This is a genomic window from Streptomyces sp. NPDC048257 (assembly GCF_043201855.1).
Classification (GTDB): domain Bacteria; phylum Actinomycetota; class Actinomycetes; order Streptomycetales; family Streptomycetaceae; genus Streptomyces.
In genome coordinates this window covers 218,218-233,855 of sequence record NZ_JBICZI010000003.1, presented here as the reverse complement: position 1 = coordinate 233,855, position 15,638 = coordinate 218,218, and the positions used below count along the sequence as shown (strand labels likewise).

General features: G+C 70.0%; 16 protein-coding genes and 2 pseudogenes. 7 read left to right on the top strand and 11 right to left on the bottom strand.

All coding sequences use genetic code 11. The features are described from left to right. Positions 1–22: 22 nt before the first annotated feature. Complete coding sequence (locus ACGFZK_RS08615) at positions 23–1,174, bottom strand: hypothetical protein (protein WP_393848109.1); 1,152 nt, start codon at positions 1,172–1,174, stop codon at positions 23–25. Positions 1,175–1,389: 215 nt separating this feature from the next. Next, positions 1,390–2,139: a TnsA-like heteromeric transposase endonuclease subunit gene (locus ACGFZK_RS08610; RefSeq protein WP_393848108.1), complete on the bottom strand. Its 750-nt coding sequence runs from the start codon at positions 2,137–2,139 to the stop codon at positions 1,390–1,392. A gap of 188 nt (positions 2,140–2,327) precedes the next feature. Here ACGFZK_RS08610 and ACGFZK_RS08605 point away from each other — a divergent pair, with 188 nt between their 5' ends. Continuing rightward, the gene (locus tag ACGFZK_RS08605) at positions 2,328–2,957 is read left to right on the top strand and encodes a class I SAM-dependent methyltransferase (RefSeq protein WP_393848107.1); all 630 of its coding nucleotides are present in this window, start codon (positions 2,328–2,330) and stop codon (positions 2,955–2,957) included. Positions 2,958–3,121: 164 nt separating this feature from the next. On the opposite strand, the gene ACGFZK_RS08600 is transcribed toward ACGFZK_RS08605, so the two are convergent. Continuing rightward, the gene (locus ACGFZK_RS08600; protein WP_393848106.1) at positions 3,122–3,286 is read right to left on the bottom strand and encodes a hypothetical protein; all 165 of its coding nucleotides are present in this window, start codon (positions 3,284–3,286) and stop codon (positions 3,122–3,124) included. A 426-nt stretch (positions 3,287–3,712) separates the two neighbouring features. On the opposite strand from ACGFZK_RS08600, the gene ACGFZK_RS08595 reads away from it, so the two are divergent. Next, the gene (locus ACGFZK_RS08595) at positions 3,713–4,270 is read left to right on the top strand and encodes a hypothetical protein (protein ID WP_393848105.1); all 558 of its coding nucleotides are present in this window, start codon (positions 3,713–3,715) and stop codon (positions 4,268–4,270) included. Between the two features lie 122 nt (positions 4,271–4,392). On the opposite strand, the gene ACGFZK_RS08590 is transcribed toward ACGFZK_RS08595, so the two are convergent. After that, a complete protein-coding gene (locus tag ACGFZK_RS08590; RefSeq protein ID WP_393848104.1) occupies positions 4,393–4,749 on the bottom strand; it encodes a carboxymuconolactone decarboxylase in 357 nt (118 codons plus the stop codon). Positions 4,750–5,016: 267 nt separating this feature from the next. On the opposite strand from ACGFZK_RS08590, the gene ACGFZK_RS08585 reads away from it, so the two are divergent. Both ACGFZK_RS08585 and ACGFZK_RS08580 read left to right on the top strand, forming a co-directional pair. After that, the gene (locus tag ACGFZK_RS08585; protein WP_393848103.1) at positions 5,017–6,189 is read left to right on the top strand and encodes a glycosyltransferase; all 1,173 of its coding nucleotides are present in this window, start codon (positions 5,017–5,019) and stop codon (positions 6,187–6,189) included. Positions 6,190–6,256: 67 nt separating this feature from the next. Continuing rightward, positions 6,257–7,117 carry an alpha/beta fold hydrolase gene (locus ACGFZK_RS08580; RefSeq protein WP_393848102.1) on the top strand — a complete coding sequence of 287 codons (861 nt, stop codon included), beginning with the start codon at positions 6,257–6,259 and terminating at the stop codon, positions 7,115–7,117. Between the two features lie 368 nt (positions 7,118–7,485). On the opposite strand, the gene ACGFZK_RS08575 is transcribed toward ACGFZK_RS08580, so the two are convergent. Next, positions 7,486–8,475: a DUF1648 domain-containing protein gene (locus ACGFZK_RS08575; RefSeq protein ID WP_393848101.1), complete on the bottom strand. Its 990-nt coding sequence runs from the start codon at positions 8,473–8,475 to the stop codon at positions 7,486–7,488. After that, the gene (locus ACGFZK_RS08570) at positions 8,472–8,819 is read right to left on the bottom strand and encodes a GntR family transcriptional regulator (protein WP_393848100.1); all 348 of its coding nucleotides are present in this window, start codon (positions 8,817–8,819) and stop codon (positions 8,472–8,474) included. The genes ACGFZK_RS08575 and ACGFZK_RS08570 overlap by 4 nt, the downstream gene beginning before the upstream one ends. Before the next feature lie 104 nt (positions 8,820–8,923). Between ACGFZK_RS08570 and ACGFZK_RS08565 the strand changes: the two are divergent. Beyond that, positions 8,924–9,391, top strand: a pseudogene (locus tag ACGFZK_RS08565) (DoxX family protein); the annotation flags it as partial. 217 nt (positions 9,392–9,608) lie between these two features. On the opposite strand, the gene ACGFZK_RS08560 reads toward ACGFZK_RS08565, so the two are convergent. From ACGFZK_RS08560 to ACGFZK_RS08545, 4 genes are all read right to left on the bottom strand, one after another. Beyond that, positions 9,609–10,148, bottom strand: a complete 540-nt coding sequence (locus tag ACGFZK_RS08560) for a hypothetical protein (protein WP_393848099.1) — start codon at positions 10,146–10,148, stop codon at positions 9,609–9,611. 103 nt (positions 10,149–10,251) lie between these two features. After that, on the bottom strand, positions 10,252–11,595 hold the full coding sequence (locus ACGFZK_RS08555) for a ricin-type beta-trefoil lectin domain protein (RefSeq protein ID WP_393848098.1): 1,344 nt from the start codon (positions 11,593–11,595) through the stop codon (positions 10,252–10,254). Positions 11,596–11,959: 364 nt separating this feature from the next. Further along, positions 11,960–12,499, bottom strand: a complete 540-nt coding sequence (locus ACGFZK_RS08550; RefSeq protein WP_393848490.1) for a GNAT family N-acetyltransferase — start codon at positions 12,497–12,499, stop codon at positions 11,960–11,962. 339 nt (positions 12,500–12,838) lie between these two features. Then, entirely contained in the window at positions 12,839–13,648 is an 810-nt protein-coding gene (locus tag ACGFZK_RS08545; protein ID WP_393848097.1) for a methyltransferase domain-containing protein, read from the bottom strand. A 67-nt stretch (positions 13,649–13,715) separates the two neighbouring features. On the opposite strand from ACGFZK_RS08545, the gene ACGFZK_RS08540 reads away from it, so the two are divergent. Then, positions 13,716–14,261: a lamin tail domain-containing protein gene (locus ACGFZK_RS08540; RefSeq protein WP_393848096.1), complete on the top strand. Its 546-nt coding sequence runs from the start codon at positions 13,716–13,718 to the stop codon at positions 14,259–14,261. Here ACGFZK_RS08540 and ACGFZK_RS08535 read toward each other — a convergent pair. Next, the gene (locus ACGFZK_RS08535) at positions 14,253–14,936 is read right to left on the bottom strand and encodes an IclR family transcriptional regulator C-terminal domain-containing protein (protein WP_393848095.1); all 684 of its coding nucleotides are present in this window, start codon (positions 14,934–14,936) and stop codon (positions 14,253–14,255) included. The genes ACGFZK_RS08540 and ACGFZK_RS08535 overlap by 9 nt on opposite strands. Positions 14,937–15,271: 335 nt before the next feature. On the opposite strand from ACGFZK_RS08535, the pseudogene ACGFZK_RS08530 reads away from it, so the two are divergent. After that, positions 15,272–15,571, top strand: a pseudogene (locus tag ACGFZK_RS08530) (XRE family transcriptional regulator); the annotation flags it as partial. Positions 15,572–15,638 lie beyond the last annotated feature (67 nt).

The following is a 15,638-nucleotide window of genomic DNA, read 5'->3' as shown; positions in this document are numbered from 1 at the left end:
ATGTCACAGGCCCAGACGGACATCACTGGCGGCACAACTCACGGTCGGTAAAGACCTCCGCGATCCACTCACGGATGACCTCCTCCACCTCGTGGATGAAGAAGAACGCGGCGTCCTCGACGGCCTGTCCGCGGCTGTGGACGTCGGGCCCCTTGTAGGCGGGAAGGTGCTGAATCAGCCCCTCCCGCAAGGTGCGGAAGAAGCGTTCGACAGTCGGCTTGTCCGTGGGCTTCTTCGGCTGGGCCGGCTGAATCGACATCCCCAGCCGCGTGCAGACCCCGATCACGTGCGCGGACATGAACGCCCGCCCGTGATCGATGACCAGCGTCTCCGGCGGACACAACCCGCCGCCCGGCACGAGCCCGTCCTCGGTGAACACCACCTCGTCCCACAGCCCGTGGTAAGGAGCTAGCGCGGGCCGGACCGTGTCCTCCAGCGGAGGGCATACCGCCTCGAACAGCACGCCGGCGACGTCCACCGACTTCGTCGAGCAGGCCGTTACCCGCAGGCCGACGATGCAGCGAGAGAACAGGTCCTGGGCGACGGTCAGCTGGATCGGAACCCAGCGGCAGGTCACCGGTTCCATGGCGAAGATGTCCAGGTCCTGGGTGTCGAGCACGACGTACTCACCGGGCCGGGTGGCCCGCAGCCGCCCGTAGGTGCCCTGCGGCCTCTCCGCGATCGAGCGGCGGGCCTTGGCGCTGCCGGAGACCGCGTTCGTGCCCTTGGCTAGCCACGCGAGCCGGGCGTAGGCCGTGCTCCGGGACGGGACAGGAACAGTCCCCCTGCCGTACTCGCCGTTCAGCCGTTCCTCGGCCCGCAGCAGCAGAGCCGACCGCGTCGGGGTCGAAGCGGTCACCGACTCCGCCATCACCCGACGCACTGCCTCCTCCCAACGGGGATCGACGCTTGAGGCCCTTCCCGAGCGGGCATCGACGAGGCCGACCTCACCGCTCTCCCGGTAGGCGGTCAGCCACCGCTGAAGCGTGCGAGCCGAGACACCCAGCTCAGCGGCCTTTGCCGCAGTCCGGTCCTTCAGCGGAAGATCGGGATCGTAGGCGGGCCTGGGTTCGGCCGGCAGAGCACTGCCGGGGTGCCCGGAGCGGTAGCCGTTGAGCACCTCGCGGACGTGCCCCGCCCGTTCCTCCAGACGCTGACGCTGGTCGGCCGACAAGCCCGCCAGCAGAATGCCAACCCCCTCCGCGGCGGCCGGCGCGGGACCTCCGATCGACCGGGCTCCGGCTGCCAACCGCCCGAGCGGAACGGAGCTGTACTCGCCTGTCCGTTCGCTGCGGACCGTCGTCCGCAGACCCTCGATGACCACGACCTCGACGACGTCACCGCCGAAGAAGAGTCGGGCCCCCGGGAACAAGGTCATCGCGTAGGTGCTCATGCCACCACCCGGATTCGGCTCGCAAGGTTGAGCGGTGCACGCAGGTTGGTGACGAGCTGGCCGGACCAGACCAGGTGCAGGACGACCGGACGGACGATCTCGCACGGCTTTCCGGCCAGCGCGGCCTCGATGCCGCCGATCGTCGGCTGGTCCACCGCGGCGTCCAGCACGCGCGCAATGAGCGAGGTCTCCACCAGGTCGCGGCGCCGGTAGCCGGCCAGGAAGCGCACGTTCTCCACGACGGCAGGCTCGGCCCCCGACCAGGTCTCATAGACCCAGCCGCGACGCGCACACACCTGGCGTGTCCAGTCGAACTGTGCGATCACCTTGGAATCCTTCATGCGAGAGGGAGCTTTGACGTCCACGACGGTCACCAGACCGTCGGCATGGACGAGGAACAGATCGGGAACGTGGCGACGGATGCGCGTACCGTCCCAGCCGACCAGTTGGAAGGGCTGGGCCGCGATCTCCGTGACGTCCCTGGCGAAGTCGGCGATCAGGATGCGTGCGAGCTCCAACCGGCTCTCGTAGGCCACCATCCGGCCCGTCGTCGAGGCGTGGTACCAGCCCGAATAGTGCTTCCGGCCCCGGTACCAACGGAACTCGCGTACGGGCAGTCCTCTGGCGACCTCGTCCACCGGAATCCGGTCGAACGGGGCCTCGACCAGCCGTCCGTTGCCCCGCCGATACGTGACCCGGACTGTCCGGCTATCTCTCGCGTCCTCGCCGCCCGCACCAGTCCCCATGGTCGCCCCTTCGTGTCCGATGTCTTCGACACCAGGACACTGGCCACCACCAGCGCGATCCCGAGCCGAAAGGCGGACAAACCAAACGAAAGGCTGGACCGCGGACTACCAGCGTGACGTTGGCGCCGAGGCGGGGGCGGCACGGGGCCGGAGAAGCTGCGAAGGTGCGGGATGTTAGCTTCCTTCCCATGGTGGAGCACCAGGAACAAACCAGGGCGGCCTACGACGGAGTCGTCGAGCTGTATGCGTCGATGTTTGCCAATCGGCTGGAGACGCAGCCATTCGCGCGGAACATGATCGGCACCTTTGCCGAGCTGGTGCGCGGGACGGGAATCCCGCGGGCGGCCGACGTCGGGTGTGGACCCGGACATCTGACGGCCATGCTGCACGACTTGGGGCTGGACGCCTTCGGACTCGACCTCTCCCCGGCTATGGTCGACCACGCCCGGCGGGCCCATCCGGCGCTGCGGTTCGACGAGGCGCGGATGGAGGCCCTGCCGGTCGAGGACGGCGCGCTCGGCGGCGTGCTGGCCCACTACTCAATGATCCATACCCCGCCTGGGGAACTGCCCGCGCTGCTTGCCGAGCAGGTACGTGTCCTGGCGCCTGGGGGCCTGCTCTTGGTCTCATTCTTCGCGACCGACGGACCGGAGCCGGTCCGCTTCGACCACAAGGTGACGCCTGCGTATAGCTGGCCGGTGGATCGGTTCGCCGAATTGCTGGCCGGGGCTGGGCTCATCACGGTCGCCCGGCTGATCCACGACCCGGCCTCCGAGCGGGGCTTCCTCGATGCCCACTTGCTGGCCCGCCGCCCCTAGAGCGGGGTAACGCCAGCTCATCTGCCAGCGCATCGTGGGCTGTCGCCTCGATCCGCATCTGGCCCCCAGACCCGGTCATATGGTCACGGGCCGGGCCGCAGTAGAGACTCAGCTGGGCGAGTCGGACGACAAGTTGATGACAAATCACTTGGACAACGACATCTCTATTCGGAACCTACAGTCATCCCCTGGACCGCCAGCTGGGTCAGGATCGTTCCGGTCATCGCCTTGCTCAGAGAGCCGATCTGCACGAACCGGTCCGGGTCGTGGCCGCGGGTGGCCCGGTCCGTGATCCCGTCTGCGCCCAGCAGGCAGGTGGCCGTCAGCACGCGCAGGTGCTCCCGTCCGTCCCGTTCGGCCGCATGGGTACTTCCCTTCGTCGCCCTCGGCTCGGTGCCCTCGGTCTCGCCCCGGGCAGCGGGGCCAGGTCCGCGATCTTGATCATCGTAGACCTCCACGATCGGGGTACCGGTGTCATCAGGCCAGAGGACGGACGTCCCGGGCGGCCCGGCAGGCATCGGTCGAACAGCCGGAATCGCGCACGAAACGGCCTGGACGATCCGGGACTTCGACCGGAACGTTCCCGCGCCCGGCTCGGCTGCGCCTCGGCATTTTCGGCCAATTCCGGGCAACGCCCTGACATGCTCCTGACACTTCAGGGCGGCTGTGGGACTCTCCCGGCACGCACTCCGCACACTCTGTGAGGCCCAGCGCCTCGCCCACCCCCACCAGTACGTGGCATGGAGGAGCGAATCATGAGGCACATCAGGCGTACCGTCCGCACCACCCGCACCACCCCCACCACCCGCATCTCACGCTTCGCCGGGATCGCGGCGCTGGTCGTCGCAGCGGCGTTCACCGGTACCGGTACCGCCCTCGCGCACGGCCCCGGCGCCCCGGCCGCCGACCAGAAGGTCGACGGCGTGATGGTGGTCGCCGGCAACAGCTGCAGCTGGACCAACGCGAGCACCAGCGCCCTTCCCCCGAACGCCCTCACGGTCGACCGCAGCACGATCAACGCGCCGGGCGGCAACCTGGCTTGCGGCGGCGGCATATCCGCCACGCTCAACAACAACCCCGCGTTCACCTTCGACGACGCCGCAGGCACCGCGCGGACCGATCTGATCGACATCACCGGCAAGATGAGCTTCATCTCGTGCCGCTACAAGGCGACGAACATCGTGTGGGACCGCAATGCGACGAGCGGGAAGTACGTCAACCGGGACTTCACCGCCACCAAGACCTCGGGCAGCTTCCTGTGTCCGGGATCGGTCACCACCCCGGCCGGGGACGCGTCCATGCTGTTCCACTGACCCGGACCGGCTCCGTACAGGGGCGCCGCCCCGATCCCGGGAGACGGCGTCGCGGACGGGGCTCGGCCGGACGGGCGGGCGCGTTCACCGGAACCGTCCGCCCGGCCCGCGAAGTCGGGGGATCAGGACTTGTGGCGGCTCTCCGCTTCGGCGTTCGCCATGGCTTCGGCTTCGCTTTCGGCCATGGCTATGGCGACGCCGAATGCCTGGGCGATGTGGCCGGCGGCCGACATGACGCGTGCCGTGCCCACGACGGGGGCGATCGCGACGAGAACGTCCTGGAGCTGTTCCACGGTGAAGTCGGCCTTCACGGCGGGGCTGATGTGGGCCAGGTAGGAGATGGCCGGTGCGTCCATCGCGACGAGGGCGGCGATGCGCGTGGTGATGAGTGTCTTCTCGTCCATGCCGCAGTGCTCGATGGAGTCGATGGTCATTGCGGCGAGGGTGTCGAGAACAGGAGCGTCAGACCTGGTGGCCATGTCGTAACCGCCTTTCGGTGCACTGGGCCGGACGCACCGCCCGTGACCGCGGGACTCGGGGCGTGTCGGCGGGGTTGCCGTTTCAGCGTAGGCGTCTCAAGGACCCCGCGCTCCTTGGGCTGTCCGGGTGAATGACCGCCGCACGGGCACTTCACCGGCCGAGGCCGTCCCCACCTCGGTGGCGAAACCGCAGAGCCCGTGGCCGACACCGCGGAGATCCGTATGATGATCGGCGGCCGCAGACGGGCAGGCCAGTAGGGTTGCGGGGTGGACACTTCATCGCGCCCCCGTTCCTTCCGGCTGCTCGTGACAGGCGGCGGGACGGGCGGTCACACCTATCCCGCCCTGACAGCGATCCGCACGCTGCGTCCCCGGCTCGCGGCCGAGGGCACCTCGCTCGACGTGCTGTGGATCGGAACCGCGGACGGTCTGGAGGCGCGCGTCGCTCCGGCCGAGGGCATCGCGTTCAGGACGGTCGCCACGGGGAAGATCCGCAGATCGGCGAACCCCCTGAAGATGCTCTCGGCGGCGAACGTGAAGGACATGTCACGGGTGCCGCTCGGAGTGGTCCAGGCCCGTGCGATCGTGGCCGAGTTCCGGCCGGACGTGGTCCTGGCGACGGGCGGGTACGTGGCGGTCCCCGCCGGGCTGGCCGCCCGGTTGTGCCGACGCCCTCTGGTACTGCACGAGCAGACGGTCCGGCTGGGGCTGGCGAACCGGAAGCTGGCCGGCTCGGCGACACGGATCGCGGTGTCCTCCGAGTCCTCGCTGCCGCTGCTGCCGGCCGAGGTTCGCGGCCGGGCGATCGTCACCGGCAATCCGGTCAGGCCCGAGGTCCTGACCGGGCACCCCGACAAAGCGGTGCAGGCGCTGAACCTGACGGCGTTCGACCGGCGTCTTCCGACCGTTTACGTCACGGGCGGGGCGCAGGGCGCCCAGCAGATCAACGGCGTTGTGCGGGAGGTGCTTCCGTGGCTGCTGAGCCACGCGAACGTGATCCATCAGTGCGGCCCGGCCCATGTCGATGACCTCCGATCGGCTGCTGCGGGCCTCGACCCCGTCCTCGCGGGCCGGTACCACCTGACCGGCTTCGTCGGGCCGGAGTTGCCGGACGTGCTGGCGCTCGCGGATGTGGTGGTGTCCCGGTCCGGGGCGGGGACTCTGGCGGAGCTGACCGCGCTGGGCAAGCCCGCGGTGTTCGTCCCCCTTGCCACCTCCGCCGGGAACGAGCAGGCGCACAACGCGCGGCACTTGGCGGATGCGGGCGCTGCGGTGGCCCTGCTCGGAGAGGTCACCGGGCGGACCCTCGCGGAGGCCGTCGGCCCGCTCCTGACCGACGCCGCCGGGAGGGCGGCGATGGCGGAGCGGGCCCGTGGGTACGGGAGGCCGGACGCTGCGGACAGACTCGTGGACGTACTGCTGTCCGCGGCGGCCGGCTGATCCGTCCCGCGCGGGTCAGCCCGTGCGTGCCGCCGGGGCGTCCTCGGGACGGAATGCAGGAGGAACAATGACCGAGCGCGTGGTCGATGTGGACGGCATCAGACTGTGCACCGAGTCCTTCGGTGACCCGTCGGCCCCGCCCGTCCTGCTCGTCATGGGCATGGGGGCCTCCATGCTGTGGTGGGAGGAGGGTTTCTGCCGGATGCTCGCCGCGGGCGGGCGCTACGTGATCCGCTACGACCACCGCGACACCGGCCGTTCGGTCACCTACGAGCCGGGCCGCCCCGGGTACACCGGAGCGGACCTGGTCGGTGACGCGGCCCGGGTGCTCGACGCCCGTCAGATCCCGGCCGCGCACGTCGTGGGTGTCTCGGCCGGAGGGGCACTCGCGCAGCTGCTCGCGCTCGCCCACCCCGGGCGGGTCCTCTCACTCGTCCTCATCAGCACCTCCCGCGCCGTCCCGGGGCCCGGGGACCGTGAGCTGCCGCCGCCGACCGAGGAGTTCGCACGGTTCGTCTCGACCGTGCAGGTCGATTGGTCGGCTGCCGACTCGGTGATCGACCACCAGGTCGACTACGCGCGTGTGCTCGCAGGGGGCCGGCGCCCGTTCGACGAGAGCGCCGCCCGCAGCCTTGTCCGTCGCGACGTCGAGCGCGCGAACGATTTCGCCGCGGCCCGCAACCACGACTTGCTTCCGGACGGCGAGCTCTCGCCGGAGCCGCTGTCCCCGATCGCCGTTCCCACGCTGGTGATCCACGGGACCGCCGATCCGATGTTCCCGCTCCGGCACGGTGAGGCCCTTGCCGAACAGCTCTCCGAGGGAAGGCTGTTGGTTCTGGAGGATGCCGGTCACGGGGTCGAGCGGGCCGACTGGTCGACCATCGTCACCGCGATCCTCGACCATACCGCCGCGGCCGTCGGCGGCTAGGCCGAGCCCAACGCCGGAGCGGATGACGTTCACGGAGGGCAGCCTAAGGGCTGTCCCGTAATCCCCGGCGGGCGCACGACGACAGCTACGGCACGTCGCTGCGTTGTCGGAACGCCCGGATACGCACAGTATGAGGACGTGCCTCCGCCTTGCGATGCACCGCATCTGACGCCGCGCGCTGATCCACCCGGGATTACGGGACAGCCCTTAGGGGGGTCTTGTCGATCAGGTCGGGCTCGCGTCACCCGGCACGCGCGCTCGCCGCGTTCTCGTCGGTCGCCGACGCTCCGGGTCGGCTCCCTCCTCGGCCTTGCGACCGCACGCACCAGGCACCGCTCCCTGATCCGGCCCGATCGACAAGACACCCCCTAGGGGGCCGAGGCGCGCGCGCCGGTCAGGGAGTTCAGCAGGGCGGCGGCCCGCTCCGCGTCGTCCACGCTGACCGCGAAGTCCTTGCCCTTGGCCCGGATCACCAGGCATTCGCCGCTCCGCAGCATCACCGTCGTGCCCAGGCCGCTGAGCCGGTAGCCCCAGCCGCCGACCTGTGCCGGCGTGCGGTTCTCGGCCCGCGCCCATTCGATGTCCGCCGCCTGCCAGTGCCGCACCGGCCACCCGAGGGGCCCGAACGCCACGTCCATCCCGCGCTCGGCGACCCGTACACGTACGGAGGAGCAGGCCAGCACCGCCAGCGAGGCGACCGTGAACGGCGCGATCAGCAGCCACAGCGGCGCCGCCGGGTCGCCGGCACCCATGCCCATGCCGACGAGGAGCGCGGCGAGCGCGACCACGCCGGTGGCGGCCGACAGCAGGTAGAGCCACGGATTCGCGGTACGCGACAGCCAGACATGGCGCTCACCGGGGGGAACCTCCGCCCGAGGGCCGCCGTCCCCCGGCAAGGCGGGGGAGCCGGGCCGACGGCGCACCAGCATCCCCACGAGCCCGGCCGCGCCCGCCGCCACGACGGTCACCACGGCCCCGGCGAGGACCGAGTCCGCGTCGCGCCAGTCCGCGTGGGAGAGGTTGGCCCGGACGATCGAGACCTGCTCCCCGGCCAGCAGCACCCCGCACGACAGCAGCACGGCCGCGCGCCACCGGCGCGCCGCCCGCCAGAACACGGCGCCGGCGACGAGCACGATCCAGATCGCGGTCGGCACCAGCATCACCGCCCAGAGCGGAAGCGCCCCGTCGGGCTCTCCCCAGGCGTTCCAGTGCGTCGCCAGCACGCCTTCGAACCCCCTGTGTGCCGCAAGCGGCAGCGCCACCAGCAGGGCGAGGATTCCGGCTGCCCAGGCGGCCGTCCCCCACGCGGGCCCGCTCTTCAGCCCGGCTAAGCCACCACGGTCCTTACCCTCGCTCACTGCGCCTCCTTGATCATCTCCATGAGATCCGCTTTGCCGTATCCCAGGCGCGCCCCGTCGGCCACAAGCTCCCGCACCCGCTCGAGCAGCGCCGACCGGCCGTCGGCCCCACCGGCCACCGTGACCCCGCGGCCGCGCCGGAACTCCAGCAACCCTTCGTCACGCAGCGCGCGCAGTCCCCGTAGAACGGTGTTGGCGTTGACGCCCAGTGCCTGCGACAACTCCCGCGCCGACGGCAGCCGGTCGCCCGGCCCGCACTCGCCCTCGGCGATCGCGCGCCTGATGGCCCCGGCCACCTGCTCGTGCAGGGGGCGGTGGTCCGCGGTGTTCAGCCTCAGCAACATGATGCCAATGAAGCTAGCACCACTCCACTCATCCGGCACCGGCCGACGCCGAAAAGTCGGCTCCGAAGGTCGAACCGGCTCGCGGGTTCTCGCGTGTGGGGAGCATGAACACGCCTTCCGCCGGCCTCCGCGCGAGAGCCTCCGAGTACGCACTCCTGCCGCTGCGCCTCTTCCTCGGCGTCACCTTCGTCTACGCCGGGCTGGACAAGCTGACCGATCCGGCGTTCCTGTCGGCCACCGGCGACGGCTCGATCGGGCAGCAGATGGAGGCGGTACGGGACGCCGCGGCCGTTCCCGGCCTGGTCGACTTCTCCCTGACCAGCCCGGTCGGCTTCGCCGTCGCGATAGCCGTCGGTGAGCTGGCCGTCGGGCTGGGCGCCCTGGCCGGGCTGCTGACCCGGATCGCGGCCGTCGGCGGCGCGCTGATCTCGCTCAGCTTGTGGCTGACGATGAGCTGGTCGACCACTCCGTACTACTTCGGCGCGGACCTGATCTATCTGCTGGCCTGGACCCCGCTGATCCTCGCCGGCGCCCCGCTCCTGTCCCTCGACGCGCTGCTCCACCGGCGGCGCGGTGCCACGGCGCGCCCGCCCACCGGCGCCGGCCCGAGGCTCACTCCCGTCGGCGCCCCAGTCGGCTCGCCTGGCGGACGCCGACGGGCCCGGGCCGGTCGGTGATCCAAACGACGGGGCCCCCGCTCCTCGGAGAGGAGCGGGGGCCCCGCAGAATCAGAACTCACGACTCAGAACTCACGACTCAGAGCTCAGGAACCCGGAACTCGGGAACGGCTCAGAGGACGCTCTTCGACGCGCTCGCGACGACGCATTCCTTGTACTCGCTGCCGTCGCCCTTCCCGGTGTACGTCGTGGTGGCCTCGGCCTGCTGCGACGCACCCGCCTTGACCGTGAGAGCGGTGACCCTGGCCTGGGCCGGGCTCGCGGCCGAGGTGGTGTCCCCGCGGAACTTCATGGTGATGTTGTAGGTGTAGTCGACCGAGCCGCTGTTGGTGACGGTGAGCTTGGCGACGAGGTTCTTGCCAGCGTCGTCCAGCTTGCACGCGACGATCTTGATGTCGCGCTCGGCCTTGTTGCTGCTGGATCCGCCGGTGGTCGTGGATCCCCCCGAGCTGCTGGTGGTGGTGCCGCCGCTCGTGCTGTCGCTGTCGTTGCTGCCACCGGTGGTGCTGCCCCCGCTGGAGCTGCTGGAACCGCTGGAGCCCGAGCCGTGGCTGCTGCCGCCACAGCTGCCGCCGTGGGAACCTCGGGCTCCGGTAAGTGCGAAGATTGCGATCCCGAAGACGGCGACCGCGCGGACATGGCGAAGCTTCACGTAAACCCCGTTGAAATATCAGTACGTCAACGCCCGACTTGACGAGCGCACGTCACCCTAACAGTGGATGGGGGCGCCTCGGTTCACCACCCGGTCGACCCGATTACTTGGGTGTGACCCAGACCTGACGCTTGTTCGTGTTCGCCGTGTAGAGCTGAACGACCGTGCCATTGGCGGTCGCGCCACCTGTGACGTCGAGGACCTTGCCCGAGGCCACGTGGACGATCTGCCCCTTCGCGTTGACGGACCAACGCTGCGCCGCAGAACCGTTGCAGTCGTACAGGCTGATCTTGTTGCCATTGGCATTGGCATTGCGCGCGTTGTCCAGGCACTTGCCGAAGGCGCGGAACGTGCCGTCCTTGCCCAGGATCCACGACTGGGCCACGGAGCCGTTGCACGTGTAGAGCTGGATCTGCGTGCCGTTGACCGCCTTTCCGCCCTTCACGTCAAGGCACTTGGCGCCGAGCCCGCTCACCTTGCCCTGCGGGGACAGTGCCGCCCCGGCGCCGGCGGCGAGGAGGCGAAGGCCCTGGACGTCGAACTGCTGGACGTAGTTGCCCGCGCGCTTGTCCTGGTAGGCGTACGTGGGCGTGCACATGACCGGGAACTGGCCGGAGTCGGTTCCCTTGACGCAGTCACTCTTGTTCATGCTGCGGTTGGCGTGGCTCAGGCCCAGCGTGTGCCCGATTTCGTGGCTGACGTGGTTGCGCATGTACGTCTCGCCCATGGCGGCCGTCGGCTTGCCCGCCGAGGTGAAGAACTCGCTGTCGATGTAGGCGTGTCCGCTGGTCACGGTCGCGGGGACAGAGGAACTGGTGAAACCACAGCTGAGGTTCGCGCTGCCCGACCCGTCACGGACCACCTTCCAGCCCTTGTTGCCCATGCTGCCGCCTTCGGCCGGCGGGACGCAGGGCCGGTGCAGGACTCCGACGACCACTTCGCCCTTGGGTCTGGCGTAGTCCCAGCCGACCGGCTTCGTGTCGACGGTCACCGGCAGGTTCGTGATGCGCCGCAGGTCGGCGGCGGTGGCCTGGGCGTAGGGAGCCAGCCAGTCCGCGGACTTCTGGTCGTAGAACTTGATCGTGTAGCCGGTCTGCAGCCACTTGGTCGCCCCGCTCAGTTTCCACCCCTCGCCCTGGGGCGGTGCGGGGTCGGCAGCGGCGGCGGCCGCCGCCGACTTCGCCGGGGCCTTGGGCGCCGGTGCGCCGAGCGACATGACGCCGTCCTTGAAGGCCGTGTTGTCACTGCCGTACGCGGCGGAGTCCTCCCCGTGCGCGTCGGGCGCCTCGCCGGTCGGAGCCGTCGGCGACGGTTCGGAACTTCCGGTCGCCAGCGGGGTGTTCCCGGCGTCCTCGGTGCCGAAGGCGCTCGAAGTCAGCTGGAGACCTCCCACGATCGCCGCCGCGACCGCCACGGCCGCGATGGATTTCCGGTGTTTGCCTGTCAATCGCAAGTTCTCGTTGCCCTCTCATCGTGAATCGCCTCCCGCCGACGTGTCCTGTGGTGACAGGGGTGGCGGGAATCGAACGAATAATAGGACAAGCCCAGTTGGGGTCCGACACGGCAGGCCGTTGGCGCGCGTGGGCAGCGGTCCACGCCGTCGCTGATCGTGCGCGGCGGTCCGCGGCGGTACGCAGCCCTCGGCCGGGCTCGTCGAGTCTCAACGGCGGCGCGGCGGATGCCGATTGCGGATGCCGATTCACCTGACCGTGCCGCGCACCCCGCCCTGGTCAGGACTTCGAGCACGGTGACGAGCAGGCCATGGGACACCGCCCGGGGACGGGTGGGCGGCTGTCACTACCCGATGTGACTCAGACCTGGGGAAGGGACGGGTCGGGTGCCCAGGGAGTCGGTGCGGTGACGGCCCAGCGCTCGTGGTCCCGCCAGTCCCCGTCGATGTAGAGGTAGGCGGGCGAAACCCCTTCGAAGCGGAAGCCCAGCCGCTGGACCAGGGCCAGGGATGCCTTGTTCGCCGGCTGTATGTTGGCCTCCAGCCGGTGCAGCCGCAGGTCGGTGAAGGCGTGCTGCAGGGTGGCGGCGAGCCCTTCGGTCATGTACCCGTGCCCTGCGGACGGGGCGAAGGCCGCATAGCCGATGGACGCGCCCTGGTAGCGGCCCCGGATGATCGAGTTGATGTTGACCATGCCGGCGGCCGCGCCGGTCTCCCGGACACGGACCAGAAATCCCCGGTTGGTGCCGTCGTCGAAGCGGCGCATCCAGACCCGGAACTCCTGCGCGGTCTTGGGTAGTTGCATCCACGGCTGGTGCAGCTCGGAGCTGGCCCGCACGAGTGTGCAGAACTCGTCCTGGTCGGAGAGGGTGAGCGGGCGCAGTTCGACCCGTGACGGCATCTTGATCACACGTCTACGGTACGGCCTGGCCATCGCCGACCCGGCCGGGGTTTCCCGTGCGTCCTGCACGGGAAGCAGCACGCATGCTCCGGGGAACACCTGCCATTCGCGTGGTCGGGGCCGCTCATGGCCGGCGCAGCGATGAGTTCGGGAAGGCCGGCCGCGCGGCCGGACGCGGTGTTCTGCTCGACGGCGTGTCATGCCAGGTCGTGGCGGCGCGATTACGCTGATGACCAGGCGAATCACCCGCCGTACCTCCCGCCGGAGCGGCCAGCCCGCCTCCCGCGAAGCCCAGCGGGACTCACAGTCAGCGCCCCAACGCCAGCCCCACCTTCCGACTCATGCATCCCCGCATGGACCTGAACGGCCCGTCAGCATCTCATCCGAGCCGGTAGCCGACGGTGGTACCTCGACGACGAAGAACAGGAAGCAGGTTTTGGTCGAAAGGTTATGGAAGTCGTCGGGGAACAGTTCACGGGCGGCCGGGTCGGGCTGCGGCTCGCTGATGACGGAAAGGCGGAAGCCGGCGGTGGTGAAGGCATCGGTCATCGCCTGTAATGACCTGCGCCAGAATCTCATGGGGACGGACTGCCCGCCGAACGTCCAGTCGAAGGCATAGCTGGTGGTCGCAAAATAGTCGGGCCGAGGATCCTGGATCGTGTAGGCCACGAAAGGGTGATCCACCGACGCGATCAGCCGGCCGCCAGGCTTCAACACTCGCCGCAACTCGGCCAGCGTCGGCCCCCAGTCCTCCAGGTAGTGCAGCACCAGCGACGCGACCACATCGTCGAACGCACCGTCGTCGAACGGCAGGCGGTCCCTCAGGTCGACCACGTGGAGGTCCGCGTAGTCACCGAGGCGCCGCCTGGCTAACGCCACCATCTCCGCGCTGGCGTCGATGCCGCTGACGACTGCACCGCGATCGCGTAATGCAGCGGTCAGAGGGCCCGAGCCGCAACCGGCGTCCAAGATCTGACGGCCAGCCACGTCGCCAGCGAGGGCCAACATTGCGGGCCGCTCGTAGTACGCGTTCACCAGGCTGTTCTCGTTCTCCGCCGAGTACGCCTCGGCGAAGCTGTCGTAGTCATTCGCCTGGGCCAGGTCTGCCGGCTGGTCGAAACTCTCGGGCACGTCGGTTAAGCGTTCCATCGTCGCAGCCTAAGGCCTGTCTGATAATTGATCTTGTGGCAGGTCGAGGTGAGTTGACGGACGCGGTGTGGGATCGGATAGAGCCCTTGTTGCCGACGCCATCAACCTCCGCGGCTGGACCCTGCGCGATGACGACGGCAACCGCTACCGCTTCGACAACGTCCGCATCAATGGCCGCGCCACCATCCGCATCCCTACCGGCAACGGCCGCGACACCCGCACCGACCTCTTCCAGAACCGCCGCGACTACGTCCGGGACAACCACGGCGACACCGCCACCCTGCGCGACGACCGCGGCCGCACCGTCGACACCGAGACCTGGGGACGCCGCCGCCAACCCCGACCAGCCGCAGGCCCCGCACCACCGTGCGAACCCTGCGTGAGCGGCGCCCCGGACCTGCTCGGGTCCGGGGCGCCGCTGTGTCTGTCGCATGGTGCGGCAGGGTGCAGGTGCGAGAGGACTGCGCCGGTGAACCGGGCGCCCGCCCCCGCTACGCCCCCGGCCAGTACCGGTGTCCGGGGCGGGTGGTGTCGCTCGGCGGGGCCGCCCCGGGTGGGGGCGGCTCCGCGTGTGCTTGGCGTGTTGCGAGGAGAGTGTTGCTGGTCAGGGTAGGGCGCGGCCTTGTTGTTCTTGTCTGTGGTTGGTGTGGGCGTCTTGGTTGTCGTCGGTGAGGAGGTGGGCGAGGAGGAGGCCGGTGGCGCGTTGGCTGAGGCCGTGGGCGGCGGTGATCAGTCGGGTGTGGTCGTGGGCGGGCAGAGACACGGCGATGCTGGAGGCCCGGCCGGGTAACCCGAGGGAGAACGCGACGCAGACTTCCTTCTCGGAGTGTTCGAGGAGGTCGAACTGGGCGGCGTGGGGGAGTGGCTCGTCGGGGACGTCGAGCAGAGCGCGGCGGCTGGTGATGGTGCGTTCGGTCAGTTGCACGGAGGGGTAGCGGGTGAGGTGGTCCATGCGGGAGTCGAAGTCGAGTTGCGCGAGGAGGCTCTTGCCGACGGCGCTGGCATGGGCGGTTTCGGTGAAGGGGGCCCACTCGTGGACGGGTGGGGCGGAGGCGCTGTGTGCGCAGCCGTTGACCTCAACCTCGCCGTGGGTGTAGGTGCTGATGTAGACGGCCGCGCCGAGGTCGTCGCGAAGTTGTTCGAGGGCGAGGTTGAGCATCCGCCGGTGGGGATCCGCCTTGGTGACGAGGTCGAGGACGGGGCCGGTGAAGTAGGCGCCGCCGACGGTCTCGACGAGCCGCTGCTCAAGGAGCCAGTCCAGCAGTCGCACGGTGGTGTTCAGCGACATCCTGGCCTTGTGCGCCAGGGCGCGGCTGTCGACCGCCGGCAGTGCTGATCACATGGAGCAGGCCGCGGGCGCGCTGGGTGGTCTGCCACTTCTGGGGCACACGGGCGGGGGTGTTGCGGTGGCGGGCCATGTCATTGAGGACGGCGGGGCGCAACGCGTTCACCGACCAGGGCTCCGCCATCCCCCTGCCGTCGTCGGTGTCCGCCTCGTCGGCGGCCTGCCGCAGCAGGTGCACCGCGGCCGCGGTCGCGTCGGGCCGCAGATCGGGGAGCGGCAGACGAAGCCCGCCTTGGGCGGGGGGCAGCGCGGCCAGGTGCGGCCGCCGCCCGCCGGCCATGACCCTCTACGCGAAGACGTTCCCGGGCTCGGACGGGGCGAAGGCGGTGCACTGGTACCGGATGGCCGCGAAAGCCGCCGACGCCTCCGGCGACACCACCACCCGCGTCTGGGTCCGCGGCCGCGCCGCGATCGCCCTCGGCCACGAGGGCGCCGCACTGCCCGTCGCGGACGTCTTCGCCGACCAGGCCATGGGCATCAGCGACCGGCCGTCCCTGGGCCTGCTGAACGCCGTCTTCGGCAAGGCTCACACGGCAGCCCTCCGCGGGGACCGGCGGGCGGCGTTTTCGGCCGTCGAAGGCTTTCGTGATCGTGATCGTGATCGTGATCGCGCTCGCGGTTGCCGGAGCTCCGTGGAGGCCCGGT